Genomic DNA, 16,033 nt, shown 5'->3' with positions numbered 1-16,033 from the left:
CCCCGCGCCCTATCCGACGGCGACCTTGGCGCGGTCCGCGGTTTTCGTCCAGCGGGCCAGCGAGGCGCGCAGGGCGTCCGGCTCCAGCGGCTTGACCAGGTGGTCGTCCATGCCGGCCTCGAGGCAGGCGCGGCGGTCCTCGGCGAAGGCGTTGGCGGTCAGGGCCACGATCGGGGTCTCGTCGCCGCGGGCGCGGATGGCGCGGGCGGCGCTGCAGCCGTCCATGCCGGGCATGCGCATGTCCATGAACACCAGGTCGTAGCGGGCCCGCTTCAGCGCATCGAGCGCCTCGTGGCCGCTGGCCGCGGTCTCGACCGCGCAGCCCTCGCGCTTCAGCAGGGTCGAGGCGAGCAGGGCGCCGACCGGATTGTCCTCGACCAGCAGCACGCGGATGCCCGAGAACCGGGTCAGGGCGACGCGGTCGTCCTCGGGCGGCGGCGGCGGCCCGGGCCGCAGGGTCAGCTGCGCGCCCGAGGCGGCCATCACCCGCTCGGCCAGCGAGGCGCGGCGCAACGGCTTGATCAGATAGCCGTGGAAGCCGGCCGAGCGGTAGCGGGCGATCAGGTCGCGCTCCGAGGGCTTCAGCAGCACGATGGCGCGGGCGTCCGCCGGACGGGATACGAGGCCCTGGCCCGGGCCGCGCGCGGCGTGGTCGACCAGCACGACCGGGGCCCTGGCCGAGACCGACCCGCCCGAGGCCTCGACCTGGGCGGCGGCGGCGGCGCGGACGAACGGATCGGGGCTGACCACGGCCACCGTCTGTCCCGCCAGCGACACGGCGTTGCGGGCGGGCGCGCCCTTGACCGCCGGAAAGGCGGCCTCGAAGCGGAAGCGGGCGCCCGGGCCGTCGGGCCGGTCGCCGACGCTGACCGCCCCGCCCATGGCCGCGGCCAGCTTGCGGACCACGGCCAGGCCGAGCCCGGCCCCGCCGAAACGGCTGGCGTCGGAGGCGTCGACATGGCCGAACTCCTCGAAGATGCGGCCGCGCGCCTCGGCCGGCACGCCCGGGCCGGTGTCGTCGACGATGAAGGCCAGCTTCGGGGTCTTCAGCGAGCCGCCCGAACGCTCGACGGTGATGCGCACGCCGCCGCTCTCGGTGAATTTCACCGCATTGCCGGCGAGATTGAACAGCACCTGGCGCAGCCGGCCCTCGTCGGCCAGCACGTCGACGGCCCCGGGCGCGACCGACCAGGCGATCTCCAGCCCCTTGTCATGCGCCCGCGGGCTGAGCAGCTCCGCCACCCCGCGGACCAGGCCTTCCAGATCGACCGGGGCGGAGTCGAACTCCAGCCGGTCGGCCTCGAGCCGGGCGTAGTCGAGCAGGTCGTTGACGAGCCCCAGCAGGTGCTCGGCCGAGGACCGGGCGGCCTCCGCATAGGCGCGCTGGGCGCCGTCCAGCCGGGTCCGCGACAGCAGGCCCAGCATGCCGATGACGCCGTTCAGCGGCGTGCGCATCTCATGGCTCATCAGGCGCAGGAACTGCTGTTCCGCGCCGTTCGCCGGCGGCGGCTCGGTGCTCGCCAGGGTGTCCGTTCGCCGTCGCGCCATGTCGTCTCCCTTGGAGCGGCAGGGTGCAGAAAAATCCCTTAAGGACGGCTCAATCACTCCGGTTAAGCAAACCTGTATCCCGCCGCGGGCTGGTCGGCGGCGTCGATGGGCGGCCGGTTGGAAGGACCGCGCGGGGCGAGACGTGGAGGAGAACCCGCCCGGCCGGAAGTCAGAATCTGTAGCCGAGCGACACGCCCCAGGTGCGGGGCGGGCGCGAACTGACGGCGGCGCCGAAGGCCTGGTAGCCGACCGGGGGACCGGCTCTGATGGCTCCGCGCACCCAGTCGAAACGGGCGCTGGCGCTCGGAACATAGGCCGCGGCGACCGGGGCGTCCTCGTCGGTCAGATTGTTCACGAACACGCGGAAGGACAGGTTCTCGTTGAAATCGAAACCGGTCCTGAGGTTGACCATGGTGCTGGCCGGCAGGGTGGTGTTGGCGGGCTGGACCGCGCTCTGGTCGGACTGGTGGCTGGCGTCGATGCGCCCGACCCAGTCGATGCCGTTGGCGATCGGGCGGCGGTACTGGACCGAGGAGTTCCAGGTCCATTCCGACACATATTGCAGGCGCGTGCCGTCGAGGACCGGGTTCCCGCCCAGGGCCGCCAGGGCGCCGAAGGTGTAGCTGTCGTAGCTGGCGTCGGTGTAGGCGACGCCGCCGGTGATATCGAGCCCGTCGACCGGATAGGCGCGGAACTCGAGTTCGGCTCCCTGGGACGTGGTCTCGCCGGCGTTCGCGTTCAGGACGGCGAAGGTGGCGCCGAGCGCGCGGACGATCTGGTCCGTCCATTTGATGACATAGACGTCGCCGTTCAGCACCAGCCGGTCATCGAACCAGGCGGTCTTGGCCCCGGCCTCATAGGTCCAGGCCTGCTCCGAATCGTAACTTCTTTCGCTCGGAAGGATGGCCCCCGTGGTCGTGACCACGTTGAAGCCGCCGACCTTCACCGCCTTGGCCGCGGTGGCGTAGAGCATGATGTCCGGGTTGATCCGGTAGTCGACGGTGAACCGGGGCACGAAATTGTTGAAGTCGGCCTCCTCGACGAAGCGGGGGGCGACGGGCGGCGGAGAGAACTGGGCGATGTCGACGGCATCGACCGTCTTGGTTTCCCAAGTTTGCCGTCCTTCGACGGTGAAGCGCAGCCGTTCGGAGGCTCGCCAGATGATCTGGCCGAAAAGCGCCTTGCTCTCGGTTTCCTCGGCGATCAGATTCTGGACGCCGCCTTGGAGTTGGCGGCGGAGGCCGGCGGGGATGGCCGCGGCGATGCCGGCGGCGTCGGCGTCGATGCGGTCGTCGATGTCGGTGTCGGCTTCGAGCTTGTAGTAGTTGGCGCCGGCGAGCCACGAGATCGGACCCTCGCCGTTCGATTCGATGCGCAGTTCCTGGCTCGCTTCGGTCAGATCGATCCGCTGCGTCTGATAGCGTATCCGGCGCGCCTCATAGTCGAGGTCGACGGCGGTATCGTAGTCGAGCTCGTTGTAGCCCGTGATCGAGGTGACGGTGACCGGACCGGCGTCCCAGATGGCCGTCAGCGAACCGGTGAAGAAGCCGCGGTCGTTATGGCCGGGCGTGACGGCGAAGGTGTCGAACGCCTGGACGTCGCCCTGGACCAGCTGGAAGGCCGGCGGGAAGGCCGGACCCGCGGGTTGGGCCGGAACGGCGTTATTGGTGGCGAAGCGGATGGGGAAGTCGCCCTGGTCGGTGTCTTCCCGGGCCAGGCGCAGACGGAAGGTGAGGTTGTCCGCGGGCCGGAACTCGAGGCCTCCGGTGATCACCAGCGAGGCGTAGTCGTCGAGATCCTTGCCCGTCAGTCCGTTGGTCCAATAGCCGTCGCGGGACTGGAACGACAGGCCCATCCGGTAGAACAGCGTGTCCTCGACCAGTGGAACGGAGATCGAGCCGCGGAACTGGAGCAGGTCATGATCGCCCACTGTCGCTTCCATACTGCCGGAAGGGTCGTTCGTGGGGGCCTTGGTGACGTAGTTTATCGCACCGCCGAAGGTGTTGCGGCCATAAAGGGCGCTCTGCGGACCCTTGGCCACCTCGATGCGGGCCACGTCCCCGCCGAGCATGGCGTCCATGACCGCGCGCGAGGACTGGTACACCCCATCGACGAAGAAGCCGACGTTGGCCTCGCCGATGGTGGTCGATTGGCCCCGGATCACCGGGGTCGAGCCGGCGCCGCCGAACAGGGGGGTGAAGGTGAAGCCAGGCGTCATCCGCGCCACGTCCTCGACATTGTCGATGCCGGCCTCACGGATGGTCTCTTCGGTGAAGGCGGTGATCGCGAGCGGCACGGCCTGGAGCGACTCCTCGCGCTTGCGCGCCGTCACCACGATGTCGTCGACGACGGCGGCCTCCTCATCCGGATCCGGAACCTGGGCCGCGGCCGGCGCGGCCAGGGCCAGAACGCCGGCGACCGCGAGGCCCGAGGCCCCTCCGAGCATCCGCCTCCGATAGGTTTTCATACCGCTTCCCCCTTGAGCGACTGAATCCGGATCGCGCTCTTCTCGTGGAGCGCTGAAAGCCGGATCGACTCGCCTAGTCCAGACCGGACCCGGCGACAAGACGCCGCGGCCCTTCCCGACGCGCTTCGGTCAGACATGGGCCAGACTGTGGTGTGAAAGATACAGAAAATGATGACGTAGGGTCAATATTCACATGGGGGCAAGCGAGTATCCGTGGTGATCTCAACCCACTCTGTCACCGGTTCGCGAAGTGTCCGTTGCCTGGCCTGTGTACTGTTCGGCCCACACCCGCAACCTCCGACCGCCGAAACCGCCGGGCGCGGGCTCGTCGCCCCCGCGATGCTCGGCGCTCCCGCCGCGGGGCGACTGGAGGATTCCGCGTCCCGGGACAGATCAGGACCGCGGCGCGGGCAGCCGGCCGGGTTGCGCGCCATCGCGAAATCGTCAACCATCGGCGTCGGCGTTTTCATCGCCGCCGGATGAACCATGGCCTATGCGACGGTCTTCGACGCTGGCGAGACGCCGCCAGAATCCCGCCCGAATCGCGCCGGACCCGCTGCGGCCGCCTTGTCGGCCTGCCTGCTGGTCGCAGGCTGCGTCGCCTCGGCGCGCCTGCCGGCCCCGCCGCCCCGGGCGATTACGGGCGCGAGCCTTCCCGCGCTCGGCCCCTATTCCCAAGCCGTCGCCGCCGGGGATTTCGTGTTCATCTCGGGGGTTGTCGCCTTCGATCCGGCCGCCGGCGCCTTCGCCGCAGCGGACATCGACAGCCAGATGCGTCAGGTGTTCGCCAATCTCGACGCGGTGCTGGCCGCCGCCGGGCTGACCCGCGAGGACGTGGTCAAGACGACAGTGTTCCTGCGCGACGCCGGGGACATGGCGGCGATGAACCGCCTCTATGGGGAATATTTCACCGGCTTCAGGCCGGCGCGCACGACCGTGCCCGGCGCCGACTGGGGTCGCGACGACCTGAGGATCGAGATCGAGGCCGTGGCCGTTCGCGGTCGGGCGGCGAGTCCGTCCACCCCGACCGATCCGCCGACCCGACAGGAAATCCCCCGATGACCACGCGCCGCCGTCTCTTGATCGCCGCCGCCGCCGGCGCGACCCTCACGCCCGCACTCGCCTTCGCCCAGGAGGCGGGCGAGATGTTCGCGGCCCAGACCGGGGACCTCGGCATCGTCCTGAGCCCCGAGCAACTGGCGGCCGGGACCGCCTTCCTCCGGAAACACGCGTCGGTCGACATCCATTGCCATCCGGGCCGCTTCTTCCTTCGCGATCTACCGGCGGACTCTCCCCTTGCGCGCGCCGCCGGCGCCCCGTTCGAGGATGCGGTCGCGGCCGACATGGGAGAGAGCTGTGTCAGCGGGGCCCTGTTCGCCTCAGTCGCCGACCTGCCGCTGCTTGAGCTCTCGGCCACGACCGGCCTGAGGGCCGGGCGCGAATTCCTGCCCGGCGAGGCCTGGCGGGACTATCGCCGCCAGCTCGCGGTCCTGGAGGCCCTGGTCGGCTCGGGGAGCGTGAGCCGGGGCCTGGACGTCGCGGACATCGACACGGCCCGCTGCTCCGGAAAGACCGCCTGCGTCTTCTCGGTCGAGGGCGGGGATTTCATCGAGGACCGGCTGGAGCGGGTGGCCCAGGCGCACCGGGACGGCGTGCGCGCGATCACCATCGTCCATTTCCACACCAATCAGATCGGCGACCCGCAGACCGAGGCGCCCCGGTGGAACGGGCTGACGCCGCTCGGCCGCGACATCGTCCGGGCGATGAACCAGGCCGGGATCCTCGTCGATCTCGCCCACGCCAGCTTCGACACGACGAAACAGGCCGCCGAGGTCTCCGACCGACCGATGATGATCTCCCACACCAACCTGCAGACGCCCGACAACCGGCATCCAAGGCTGGTCAGCCTCGAGCACGCGCGCCTCGTCACCGAGAGCGGCGGCATTGTCGGCTCGGTGCCCTGGGGCATCGGCCAACGGAGCTTCGGCGACTGGATCGAAGCGATCCTCGGCCTGATCGAAGCCGTCGGCGTCGACCATGTCGCGGTGGGCACCGACATGGACGCCAATTTCAGGCCGGTGTTCGCCGACTACAGCCGCTGGGGGCTGATCCCCGCCGCGCTTCTGGCGCGCGGCCTGACCGAGGAGGAGACCGCCAAGGTGGTCGGCGGCAATTTCCTGCGTCTGATGGCCGCCCAGCGCGGATGATGGCCGGCGGACGGCGATCCTTCAGCCCAGCTCCAGACGCACGGGCCGGGCGCCGGCGACGTCCACGACCAGCCGGTCGCCGACGCTGACCATCGCCGAGGCGGCCTCGGGTTCGCCCGGCGTATGGCAGGAGTCCGTCAGCGACGGCAGCGTCACATGGGCCGTCGAGCCGATCCGGTTGAAGGCGAACCAGTGGGTATGGCCGGCCAGGCAGAGCCTGACGCGGTCGCTGCGCCGGACGATGGCCCGGGCCGCGTCGCCGTTTCGATAGGTTCCGTAGCCGGCGTAGCGGCTTTCGAAATAGGGGTTGCCGACCATCGACCCGTCGTCGAACGGGATGTGGGTGAAGACGATCGCCGGATCGGTCCCGTCCGCCAGGGCGGCCTCGAGCCAGGCGAGATCGGCGTCGGAGAAGCGGAAGCCCTCGTCCGCCGGGGTGACGTCCGCATCCCAGAAGATCAGGTCGGTCCCCTTGAGCGACAGCCGCCGGCTGCCCGTCATCCCGCCGAGACCGGCGATCGCCTCGGCGCGGCTCAGGTGAACGACATCGTGATTGCCGGTCAGATGGACGCGCGGGACGGCGCAGGCGGCGAAGGCCTCGGCGACCTCGCGCGTGAGCCTCAGCTCGTCGGTCCGCGCGTCGCCGTCCTGCGGCGAGCCGGCGTTGTTGATGCGGTCGCCCAGGTCGACCACCAGATCCACCCGCGCCCGCTCGAAATGCTCGAGCGCGGCCCGCAACAGGGGGATGGCCCGGCTGCCCATCTTGGAGCCGCGGTCGGGCCCGTGGTGCAGGTCGGTGACGACGCCGAGGCGCAGGGTCCGGTCCATTCGCTCATGTCTCTCGCGGAAGGCGGCCGTCCGGGGGCCGCGGCTCGCCGGCGGTCAGGGTGTCGACCTTTCGGGCCAGCCGGTCGAGCAGGTCGAGCTCGTCGGCGGCGGGGTCGAGGGCCAGTCTCTCCAGGGTCCGCCGGATCAAGGTCGGGACCCGCAGTCCGCGCGCGCCGGGATAGGCCCGCCACGGCCGCAGCCGGTCCTCGGAGAGGCCGCCGAGGACCTCGCGCGCCACCGGCGGAAAGGCGGTCAGGCTTTGCGCCCGCGCCTCGGCCGAGGCCGGCAGATAGCCGGTCGCGCGCGCCACCAGCAGGCCGGTCTCCGGGGCCAGCAGGGCCCGGACATAGGCCTCGGCCGCGGCGGGATCGGCCTCGCCCCCGACCGGCATGGCGACGCAATTCCCGCCCATCGGATAGCCGGCGCCGGGGGCCTGGAGCGGCGGCAGCCAGAGGCCGAGCGCGAAGCGGCCGCCGGTCTGGGCCAGGACCCGGTCGAGCACGGCGTTCGACCCGACCAGCATGGCCAGACGGCCGGCGGTGAAGGCCTGGAGCGCCTGGTTGGAGCTGGACACATAGAGGCCGGAGCGGGCCACGGCCGCGACATCGGCCATGGCCGCCTCCGCGGCCGGACCGCGAAAGGCGGAGACCCGGCCCGTGGACGGATCGATGACCTCGCCGCCGCGCCCGTTCAGGAAGATTTGCCAGGTCCAGTCGGGCAGGGAGTCGATCGGCAGCCACAGGGCCTGGGTCCGGGGCCCGGAGGCGGCCCGGAGCCGGCGGCCGAGCGCGGCCACCTCCTGCCAGGAGTCCGGCGGATCGGCCGGATCGCGGCCCGCGCGGCGCATCAGGTCGGCGTTGACGTAGATCACCGGCGCCGACAGTGCGAACGGGGCGCAATACCGCGATCCGCCCGCCCCGCCGAGGGACCTCGACCATTCCGTCGCCGACAGGTCGCGGAGCGCGCCGCGTTCGCCGAGGTGGTCGGCCCCGGGGAAGGACAGCACCGCGACATCGGGCGCCTTGCCGGCCATCAGGCCGCGCAGCAGCGCCTGGGTCATGTCGTCATAGTCCGGCGCCGGAGCCAGGAAGCGCACGTCGATGCCGGGGTTGGCCGTTTCGAAGCGCGCCGCCACCGTCTCCTGGACCTCTCCGAAGGTGGCCGGATTGGGGTAGCGGACCACGACGCGGTCGGCGGCTCCGGGCTCGGTGGCGTCCGTCCGCGGAGCGCAGGACCCGGCGGCCAGCAAGGCCGCGATCACGGCGACCCGCAGAAGGGTGGATGTCTCAGCCACGGCCGCCGCCCATCATCACCGCCGCGAAGGAGCGTCGCACCAGTCCCTGGGCGAACAGGAAGAAGACCACCAGGGGGGCGACGACGAGGGTCGCCGCGGCCATCAGCGGGCCGTAGTTTACGCCGGTCTCGTAGGCGCTGAAATAGACCACGCCCATGGGCGGCGTGAATTTCTCCGGGCTGGTCAGGACCACCAGCGGCCAGACGTAGTCGTTCCAGTGCAGGACGACCGAGAAGATGGCGAAGGCGGTCAGCACCGGCGAGATGACCGGGACGACGACGCGGACCAGGATCTCCGCCTCCCCCAGCCCGTCGAGGCGGGCGGCGTCGAACAATGAGCGCGGAGCCTCGCGGATGGCCCGGTGAAACAGCAGCAGCGCCAGCGGGGAACTGACCGAGGGCAGGACCAGGGCGGCGAGGGTGTCGGTCAGGTCGAGGCGGGTCACGATCAGGTAGAGCGGGATCAGGATCGCCTGCACAGGCATGATCAGGGCGGCGGCGGCGAGGGCGAGAACCGGCCGCGTCCACGGTCGCCGGCGCACCGCCAGCACATAGGCCGCCGGCAGGCCCACGCCGATCTGGGCGGCGAGAATGGCTCCGGAGACGATCGCCCCGTTCAGCATGTAGGTGACGATGGCCGTCTCCTCGAACACCTCCCGATAGTTGGCCAGCGACAGGGTCGCGGCGGCGGCGGGGTTCATGTCCCCGGACAGCGACACCAGCGCCATGACCGCCAGCGGCGAGGCGGTGAGCACGGCCGCCGCCGCCAGAAGGACGTGCCGGACCAGCCCCGGCAGGAGGGATCGGCGCCCGGCTACGACCATCGCGCCGACCCCCTCAGCCGCACCGACCTCAGAATACCGGCCAGCGCCGTCAGCAGGAGGAAGACCACGGCCACGGCCGAGGCCCGCCCGGCCTCCAGGAATTCGAATCCCTCCTCGTACATCTGGTAGAGGATCACATTCGTCGCGTTTCCCGGCCCGCCCTGGGTGAGGACCTGCACCGACTCGAACACCTGGACGGACCGGACCGCGGTCAGGATCGAGACGAAGGCGATGGTCGGCGAAAGCAGCGGCAGGGTCATGCGCATCGTCCGGTCGAACGGCGAGGCGACGCCGTCGATCGCCGCCGCCTCGAACACCGACCTCGGCAGGGCCGAGAGGGCCGCGACGAACAGCAGGACGTTGAGGCCGAACAGCTGCCAGACGCCGATCACCGACAGGGTGAAAAGGGCGGTGTCCGGACCGTTGAGCCAGGCCGGAGGGCTCCACCCGGCCGCCTGCAGCGCCTGGTTGACCATCCCCAGATCCGGGTGGAGCATGAATTCCCAGACCAGCAGCATGGCCACCGACGAGGCCATGGCCGGCAGAAAATAGACGGTCTCGTAGAGCGGGCGGGCCCAGCCAGCGGTGTCGAGCAGCAGCGCGCAGACCAGCCCCAGCCCGACCGCTCCGCCGACCGTCAGGCCGGTGTAGGCCAGGGTGTTGACGAGGGCCCCGCGGAACAGGGGATCCTCGAACAGGTCGCGGTAGTTGCGCAGCCCCACGAAATGGGCCGCGGCGTCGCCGAGCAGGGCGTCGGTGAAAGACAGGACGACCACGAGCAGGAACGGGGCGATGGCGAACACGGCCAGAAAGGCCACATAGCCGACCAGCCAGGGCCCGTCGGCCAGCAGGGCCCGGCGCCGGCCGCGCGTCGCGACGACGTTCGCCCCCGGCGTCACGGCCGCACCCGCCCGCCGTCGGCGGCGAAGCGCCACAGTCTGGCGGCGGGCAGGACGAGGTCGACTTCGTCCCCCGCCGCCCCGGTCCCCGCGGCTCCCTCGCGCTCGATCCAGCTGACCGGCAGGCCGCCGACCCGCGTCTGCCCCAGGTTGACGACCTCGCGGCCGTCATATTCCCGCTTGAGCCGGCGGACCCCCAGCCTCGGGCCCTCGGGCGCGTCCGGACCGTCCGGCGACACATGCTCGGGCCGGATGCCGATCCAGACCCCCGGGCCCGGGCCGCCGCCGCCGCGCAGATCCCCGACGAGATCGGCGCCGCGGAACAGATTGGCCTTGGGCGCGCCGATCACCTCCAGCACGGCGATATGCTCGGGGTCCTGGTAGATCGCCTCGGGCGGGCCGACCTGAACCAGGCGGCCGTCGGCCATCACGGCGACGCGGTCGCCCATGGTCATCGCCTCGGTCTGGTCGTGCGTCACATAGAGACAGGTGGCCCCCAGCTGTCGCTGGAGATCGACGATCTCGCGGCGAAGCTGGTGCCGCAGGCCGGCGTCGAGACTGGACAACGGCTCGTCCATCAGGAACACCCGGGGCTGTCGGACCAGGGCTCGTCCGAGGGCGGTGCGTTGGCGCTGGCCGCCCGACAGCTGGCCGGGGAAACGGCGCAGCAGGGGGGTCAGGCCCAGCCGCCCGGCGGCGGCGTCAACCTCGGCCCGCACCTCGCCGAGCCGGGCCGCGCGGCCCGGAACCAGGGCGCCGACGACGGGCAGGCGCTCGAGCCAGCTCAGCCGCCGCATCAGCAGCGGCAGCGCCATGTTCTGGAACACGGTCATGTGCGGATAGAGGGCGAAGTCCTGAAACACCATGGCCACGTCCCGCGCCGCCGCCGGCGTGTCGTTGACCACGGCGCCGTCGATGACGATCCGGCCGGCGTCCGGAGTCTCCAGGCCCGCCGCCAGCCGCAGCAGCGTCGACTTCCCGGAGCCGGAGGCGCCGACGATGACCACCATCTCCCCGCGCCCGACCGTCAGGGATATGTCGCTCAGGACCCTCTGGCCGTCCCGCGACATCGACACCCGGTCGAAGCCCAGTCCGTGCGCGGCGAATCCTGCCGCGGCGGCGGGCGACGGACCGGCGGGCGGGGGTGGGTCGGCGCGGTTCAATATTCGTATCTCAGTCCGACCTTGAGAGTGCGCGGGGCCCCGTAATAGTTGCCGAGCATGCCGACGAGGCTGCGCACCGAGGTGACATACTCCTCGTCGAAGAGATTCTCGCCGTGGACGTACACCGACCAGCCGGCCTGGGGCGAGGCCAGGGCCACGCGGCCGTTGACCAGAACCCGGCGCTCGGACATCAGGGCCTCGGTGTTCTCGATGTCGCGATAGGCTTCGGTGACGCTGCTGGCCCAGAACGAGGTCTGCAGCGTCAGGCCGGACGACAGCGGCTGGAGGTGGTCGAGCGAGACGGTGATCTGCGAGTCCGGCGTGCCGGGCAGGTCGTTGCCGAGCCGGGCCGCGATCTCGGCGGGGTTGGCGCTGCTCCAGTCGGTCACCTCCGACTGGAGCAGGGCGCCGTTCACCGCCACGGTCAGGTCGGGCGTGGCGCGCCAGCGGAGGTCCAGCTCCAGGCCGGCGATCTCGGCGGCGGCGGCGTTCTGGATGACCGCCTCGGTGACGCCGCTGCCCAGGTCGAGCAGGGCCAGAACCTGTTTGTCGCCGTAGTCGTAGAAGAAGGCCGAGGCGGCGAGGTCGAGGGTGTCGCCGAGCAGCAGGCTCTTGACGCCGATCTCGTAGGCCCAGACCGTTTCGGAATGATAGGGGGTGAAGCCGCTGGGCTGGGTGATGCCCGAGCCGTCGATGCCGCCGCTCTTGAAGCCCCGGTTGACCGAGGCGTAGACCAGCAGGTCGTCGCCCGGCTTCCAGTTCAGCGACGCCCGTCCGGACAGGTCGTCCTCGTCATAGGACGGCGAGCCGAACAGCCCGGCCGCGCCCACCCCCGGGAAGGCCAGCCGCACCCGCGAGACGCCGAACGGGTCGATGTCGAACGAGCCGCCGACATAGTCCTTGGACTCGCTGGTGTAACGCAGGCCGAGGCCGGCGTACCAGTCGGGGTGGAAGAACCACTCGCCCTCGCCGTACACGGCCCAGGCCGTATCCTCCTGCTCGAAGACGGTCCCCAGCGCGCCGAGCACCAGGTCGTAGGCGATCAGGACGCGCGCATAGTCGATGTCCTCGCGATTGTAGGACGCCCCGACCATCCAGTTGAACGCTTCGGATCCGGCGTAGGCCAGGCTCAGGTCCTGGCCGAAGGTCGAGATCTCCTCGTCGAAGACCGGGGCGGCGATACGGGTCGGCACGAAATCGCCGATGCCGTAGCTGCGCGCGAAGCGCTCCACGCCGGTGACCGAAGTCAGGCTGAAATCGCCCAGGTCGATGTCCGCCTCGATCATGGCGCCATACTGTTCGGTGTCGGTGACCGGCGCGAAATCGTCATAGTCGACGAACGCCCGGCGCGCCGCCGGCGGCCGGAACACGCCCAGCCGGTCGCCATTGATGTTGGTCGAGCCGATCAGCTCCGACCGGTCGCGCCCGTAATGGGCGCTGACGAGCAGATCGACGGCGTCCGTGGCCTGCCAGGCCAGGCTGCCGCGGACCGCCTGGACGTCCTTGTCGCCATAGCCGCTCTCGGCGGGAACCGCGGCGACGCCGGGCACCCTGGCGGAACGGGTGAAGCCGGCGGTCGAGCCGATCGTGCCGGGTCGCTCGATATAGCCGCCGCCGTCCTGCCAGATCGCGGCCAGCCGGGCCTGGACGGTGTCGCCCAGCGGACCGCTGATCGCGGCCCTGGCCTCAACGGCGTCGTGGCTGCCGTAGCTGACGTCGCCATAGGCGGTCAGCTCCCGCGTCGGGCGCGCCGAGACCAGGTTGATCGCCCCGGCGGTGGCGTTGCGGCCATACAGCGAGATCTGCGGCCCCTTCAGCACCTCGATCCGCTCGAGGTCGAAGAACGGCAGCGACAGGAACGAGCTGAACGGCAGATAGACCCCGTCGGCATAGACCGCGACCGAGGGGTTGTTGTTCAGGAACGGATTGGTGGTGCCCAGGCCGCGCAGGGTGATGGACGGGTTGCCGGTGCCGTTGCCGTCGAACACGTCGAGACCGGGCGTGAGCCGGGCCAGGTCCTCGACCGAGTCCAGCCCCCGGGTCTCGAGCGTCTCCTGGTCGAAGACGTTGAGGGAGATGCCGACGTCCCGGGCGCGCTGTTCGCGCTTCTGGGCGGTGACCAGGACATCGTCGACGGCGACCGCGGCGTCCGCGGTTCCGGCGGCGTCCTGGGCGCTGGCCGTGGCGGCGCAGCCGAGGACGAGGCCCGCCGCCAGGGCGCCGAGCGACGTCCTGGACAGCAGCAGCATTCGGCGGCGCATGGCGGTTGCCGTCATCGGTGTATCCCCTTCATTGCGATCCGGGCCCGCGACGGCCGGCCCGTTTTCCCCGGCCGCACGGCGGCCCTGACGGCGGCGACGGATACGCCCGCATGATGACAGCACAATGAATTTGACTCATGGTGACAAACAAAAGAAATGAGCAAAGCGCATTTGCCGCCTGGCCGGGCCGTCGGCGTGCGCGGACCGGAACGAGGAGCATCGATGACAGCCAGCCGCGCGGCGTTGCAGGAGGTCGACCTTGTCGCCCGTGCGGACGCGGTTCTCCTGGACTGGGACGGCTGCCTCGCCTACGGCGACCGGATGACGCCCGAGGCCGTCCGCCTGATCGGCCGGCTCGCAGGCAAGGTCGCCATCCTGTCCAATAATTCGACCTTTCTGCCCGAGGATCTGAGCCGGCGCATCGCCACCCATGGCGTGACCCTGCCGCCCGACCGCATCTTCCTGGCCGGGCACCAGACCATCCGTCTCGCCGCCGAACGCTTCGGGCCCGGCCCCGCCCTGCTGATGGCCAATGATCGCCTCGTCGGCCACGCGGCCACGCTGGGCCTCGTCCACGACGAGGACCGGGCGGTCGCGGCGGTGCTGACCCGCGATCCCGGCTTCGGCTACCGGAGCCTGACCGTTGCGGCCAACCTGCTGCGCGGCGGCCTGCCGCTGCTCGTCTCCAACCCTGACACCACCCATCCGGACGGCGCCGGCGGCGTCGTGCCCGAGACGGGGGCCCTGTTCCGGGCGCTGCAGGCCTGCGTCCCCCTGGGTCCGGGCCAGGTCACGATCGTCGGCAAGCCCTCTCCGCAGCTGTTCCGCGCGGCGATGGCGCGCATGGGCGCGGCCCCGGACCGCACCGTGATGATCGGAGACAATCCTCACACGGACATCGCCGGCGCGGACGCCCTAGGAATCGCCTCCATCCTCGTCAACCGGGCGCCGGGCCTGCCCCTGGCCCGTCTCGCCTGAGGCGCGGACCGGCCGCCTAGAGACGTTTGATCGACAGCACATCGAAGGTCTGCTGGATGACCCGGACGGCGTTCTCGTAGTCGTTGAGGGCGAGGCAGGCGATCAGCGCGTCGACGACGGCCAGCTGGGCGAGGCGGCTGGTCATGGCCTCGGTGCGGAACTCGGTCTCGCGGGCCATGGTGGTCAGCACCACATCGGAATGGGCGTGCAGCGGCGACCGCCCATAGTTGGTGATCGAGATGGTCCTGGCGCCGGCCGCCTTGGCGAGGCGCGTCGCCGCAATGGTTTCGTGGGTGCTGCCCGAGTGCGAGATCGTCAGGGTGGTCACGCCCGGTCCGGTCAGGGAAGCGCTGATGGCCTGGATGTGGGAATCGACCAGCACCCGGCAGTCAAGGCCGATCCTCAGCATACGGTAATAGGCGTCCTCGGCGACCGGGGCCGCGCTGCCGATGCCGTAGATCTCGATCCGGTCGGCCGCCGCGATCGCCGCCACCGCCGCCGCCATGGCGCCCGTGTCGAGGCTGGCCAGCGTCTCCTGAAGCGCGTTGAGATTGCTGGCGAAGATCTTGCGGGTGATGGTGTCGACGCTGTCGTTGCGCTCCAGATCCTCGTGAATGAACTGGATCGGCCTGAAGATCTCCTGGGCCAGCAGAATCTTGAGCTGCTGGAAGCCCGTGGCCCCCAGATCCTTGCAGAATTTTATGACCGCGCCCTCGCTGGCCTCGGCCCGCTCGGCGAGCTCGCTCACCGACATGTGGATGACCTCGGCGGCATGGGCGAGGATGACGTCCGCCAGGCGCTGGCTGATCGCCCCCAGGCTGGCTCGCCTCGCCCGAATGCGGGCGATCACGCTGCCCGCGGACAGGGCCGGATCGCCATGAAGTCCCCCTCGCGCGGCTTTTGGACTGGACGACATGATCATTCACTCTGCAGTCGGACAGGGTCTGGGCGGACCGGCGGGAAGCCGGTCGTCCCGGCCCCGCCCCATACTACAGGCCCGCCGGCGGGTCTCCGTCTCAATAGGCCGGCGCCCCGGCCGGAGCCGCGCCCCGCCGTTCGAAATCGGCCTGGGCCCCGACGGTCGGGCGGCGATGCACCAGGGCTTCGGCGATATGACGCCGCAGCACCCCGTCGCGGCCGTCGAGGTCGGCGATGGTGCGGGCCAGCCGCAGGGTGCGGGTCCAGCCGCGGGCGGTCAGGCCGCCGGCCTCCCCCGCCCGCATCAGCAGGGCCCGGCCGGCCTCGTCCGGGGTGGCGAAGCGATCCAGCGTCTCGCCGGAGGCCCGGGCGTTGACCGCCTGGTCCCGCGCCGTGTCCGGATCGATCCCGGCCGCGCGCAGCCGCGCCTCCTGCATGGCCCGGGCGGCGAGCACGCGGGCGCAGGCCTCGGCCGTGCCCTCGGCCGGCGGCGGCAGGGCCATGTCGGCGGCGGTGACCGGCGGCGTCTCCACCGTCAGGTCGATGCGGTCGAACATCGGGCCGGAAATGCGGTTCTGGTAATCGCGCTGACAGCGCGGGGCCTTGCCGCACGCCCCCTTGCCGCCGCCGCCCAGTCCGCAGCGGCA

General features: G+C 70.9%; 13 protein-coding genes. 3 read left to right on the top strand and 10 right to left on the bottom strand.

The features are described from left to right. Positions 1 to 9: 9 nt before the first annotated feature. Both Q0588_RS00795 and Q0588_RS00790 read right to left on the bottom strand, forming a co-directional pair. Positions 10 to 1,548 carry a response regulator gene (locus Q0588_RS00795; RefSeq protein WP_298742878.1) on the bottom strand — a complete coding sequence of 513 codons (1,539 nt, stop codon included), beginning with the start codon at positions 1,546 to 1,548 and terminating at the stop codon, positions 10 to 12. A 169-nt stretch (positions 1,549 to 1,717) separates the two neighbouring features. Then, positions 1,718 to 4,015, bottom strand: a complete 2,298-nt coding sequence (locus Q0588_RS00790) for a TonB-dependent receptor (protein ID WP_298742876.1) — start codon at positions 4,013 to 4,015, stop codon at positions 1,718 to 1,720. Between the two features lie 486 nt (positions 4,016 to 4,501). Here Q0588_RS00790 and Q0588_RS00785 point away from each other — a divergent pair, with 486 nt between their 5' ends. Both Q0588_RS00785 and Q0588_RS00780 read left to right on the top strand, forming a co-directional pair. Beyond that, positions 4,502 to 5,077: a Rid family detoxifying hydrolase gene (locus Q0588_RS00785; protein WP_298742874.1), complete on the top strand. Its 576-nt coding sequence runs from the start codon at positions 4,502 to 4,504 to the stop codon at positions 5,075 to 5,077. Further along, on the top strand, positions 5,074 to 6,222 hold the full coding sequence (locus Q0588_RS00780) for a membrane dipeptidase (RefSeq protein ID WP_298742872.1): 1,149 nt from the start codon (positions 5,074 to 5,076) through the stop codon (positions 6,220 to 6,222). Before Q0588_RS00785 ends, Q0588_RS00780 begins: the two co-directional genes overlap by 4 nt. A 21-nt stretch (positions 6,223 to 6,243) precedes the next feature. On the opposite strand, the gene Q0588_RS00775 is transcribed toward Q0588_RS00780, so the two are convergent. From Q0588_RS00775 to Q0588_RS00750, 6 genes are read right to left on the bottom strand one after another with little or no spacing between them, the layout of a single operon-like run. Further along, on the bottom strand, positions 6,244 to 7,050 hold the full coding sequence (locus Q0588_RS00775; protein WP_298742871.1) for a metallophosphoesterase: 807 nt from the start codon (positions 7,048 to 7,050) through the stop codon (positions 6,244 to 6,246). A gap of 4 nt (positions 7,051 to 7,054) precedes the next feature. Next, on the bottom strand, positions 7,055 to 8,344 hold the full coding sequence (locus Q0588_RS00770; RefSeq protein WP_298742869.1) for an extracellular solute-binding protein: 1,290 nt from the start codon (positions 8,342 to 8,344) through the stop codon (positions 7,055 to 7,057). Beyond that, the gene (locus Q0588_RS00765; RefSeq protein WP_298742866.1) at positions 8,337 to 9,167 is read right to left on the bottom strand and encodes a carbohydrate ABC transporter permease; all 831 of its coding nucleotides are present in this window, start codon (positions 9,165 to 9,167) and stop codon (positions 8,337 to 8,339) included. The genes Q0588_RS00770 and Q0588_RS00765 overlap by 8 nt, the downstream gene beginning before the upstream one ends. Next, complete coding sequence (locus Q0588_RS00760) at positions 9,158 to 10,066, bottom strand: sugar ABC transporter permease (RefSeq protein ID WP_298742864.1); 909 nt, start codon at positions 10,064 to 10,066, stop codon at positions 9,158 to 9,160. The genes Q0588_RS00765 and Q0588_RS00760 overlap by 10 nt, the downstream gene beginning before the upstream one ends. Next, the gene (locus Q0588_RS00755) at positions 10,063 to 11,229 is read right to left on the bottom strand and encodes an ABC transporter ATP-binding protein (protein WP_298742863.1); all 1,167 of its coding nucleotides are present in this window, start codon (positions 11,227 to 11,229) and stop codon (positions 10,063 to 10,065) included. The genes Q0588_RS00760 and Q0588_RS00755 overlap by 4 nt, the downstream gene beginning before the upstream one ends. Next, a complete protein-coding gene (locus Q0588_RS00750) occupies positions 11,226 to 13,505 on the bottom strand; it encodes a TonB-dependent receptor (protein WP_298742861.1) in 2,280 nt (759 codons plus the stop codon). The genes Q0588_RS00755 and Q0588_RS00750 overlap by 4 nt, the downstream gene beginning before the upstream one ends. 207 nt (positions 13,506 to 13,712) lie before the next feature. On the opposite strand from Q0588_RS00750, the gene Q0588_RS00745 reads away from it, so the two are divergent. Then, positions 13,713 to 14,468, top strand: a complete 756-nt coding sequence (locus Q0588_RS00745; protein ID WP_298742859.1) for an HAD-IIA family hydrolase — start codon at positions 13,713 to 13,715, stop codon at positions 14,466 to 14,468. Positions 14,469 to 14,484: 16 nt separating this feature from the next. Here Q0588_RS00745 and Q0588_RS00740 read toward each other — a convergent pair whose 3' ends face one another. Further along, on the bottom strand, positions 14,485 to 15,318 hold the full coding sequence (locus tag Q0588_RS00740) for a MurR/RpiR family transcriptional regulator (RefSeq protein WP_298742857.1): 834 nt from the start codon (positions 15,316 to 15,318) through the stop codon (positions 14,485 to 14,487). A 166-nt stretch (positions 15,319 to 15,484) separates the two neighbouring features. Then, positions 15,485 to 16,033, bottom strand: a 549-nt coding sequence (locus tag Q0588_RS00735) for an ATP-binding protein (RefSeq protein WP_298742855.1), incomplete at its 5' end; no start/stop codon positions are given.

The sequence above is a fragment of the uncultured Brevundimonas sp. genome (assembly GCF_937870815.1).
GTDB lineage: Bacteria > Pseudomonadota > Alphaproteobacteria > Caulobacterales > Caulobacteraceae > Brevundimonas.
The sequence above is the reverse complement of the archived record's forward strand: the minus strand, read 5'-3'. Positions and strand labels throughout refer to the sequence as shown.

Bases quoted from the DNA above. Each gene is read 5' to 3' on its own strand.
- Q0588_RS00795 (WP_298742878.1), bottom strand. From the start codon at position 1,548: ATGGCGCGACGGCGAACGGACACCCTGGCGAGCACCGAGCCGCCGCCG.
- Q0588_RS00790 (WP_298742876.1), bottom strand. From the start codon at position 4,015: ATGAAAACCTATCGGAGGCGGATGCTCGGAGGGGCCTCGGGCCTCGCG.
- Q0588_RS00785 (WP_298742874.1), top strand. From the start codon at position 4,502: ATGGCCTATGCGACGGTCTTCGACGCTGGCGAGACGCCGCCAGAATCC.
- Q0588_RS00780 (WP_298742872.1), top strand. From the start codon at position 5,074: ATGACCACGCGCCGCCGTCTCTTGATCGCCGCCGCCGCCGGCGCGACC.
- Q0588_RS00775 (WP_298742871.1), bottom strand. From the start codon at position 7,050: ATGGACCGGACCCTGCGCCTCGGCGTCGTCACCGACCTGCACCACGGG.
- Q0588_RS00765 (WP_298742866.1), bottom strand. From the start codon at position 9,167: ATGGTCGTAGCCGGGCGCCGATCCCTCCTGCCGGGGCTGGTCCGGCAC.
- Q0588_RS00750 (WP_298742861.1), bottom strand. From the start codon at position 13,505: ATGACGGCAACCGCCATGCGCCGCCGAATGCTGCTGCTGTCCAGGACG.
- Q0588_RS00745 (WP_298742859.1), top strand. From the start codon at position 13,713: ATGACAGCCAGCCGCGCGGCGTTGCAGGAGGTCGACCTTGTCGCCCGT.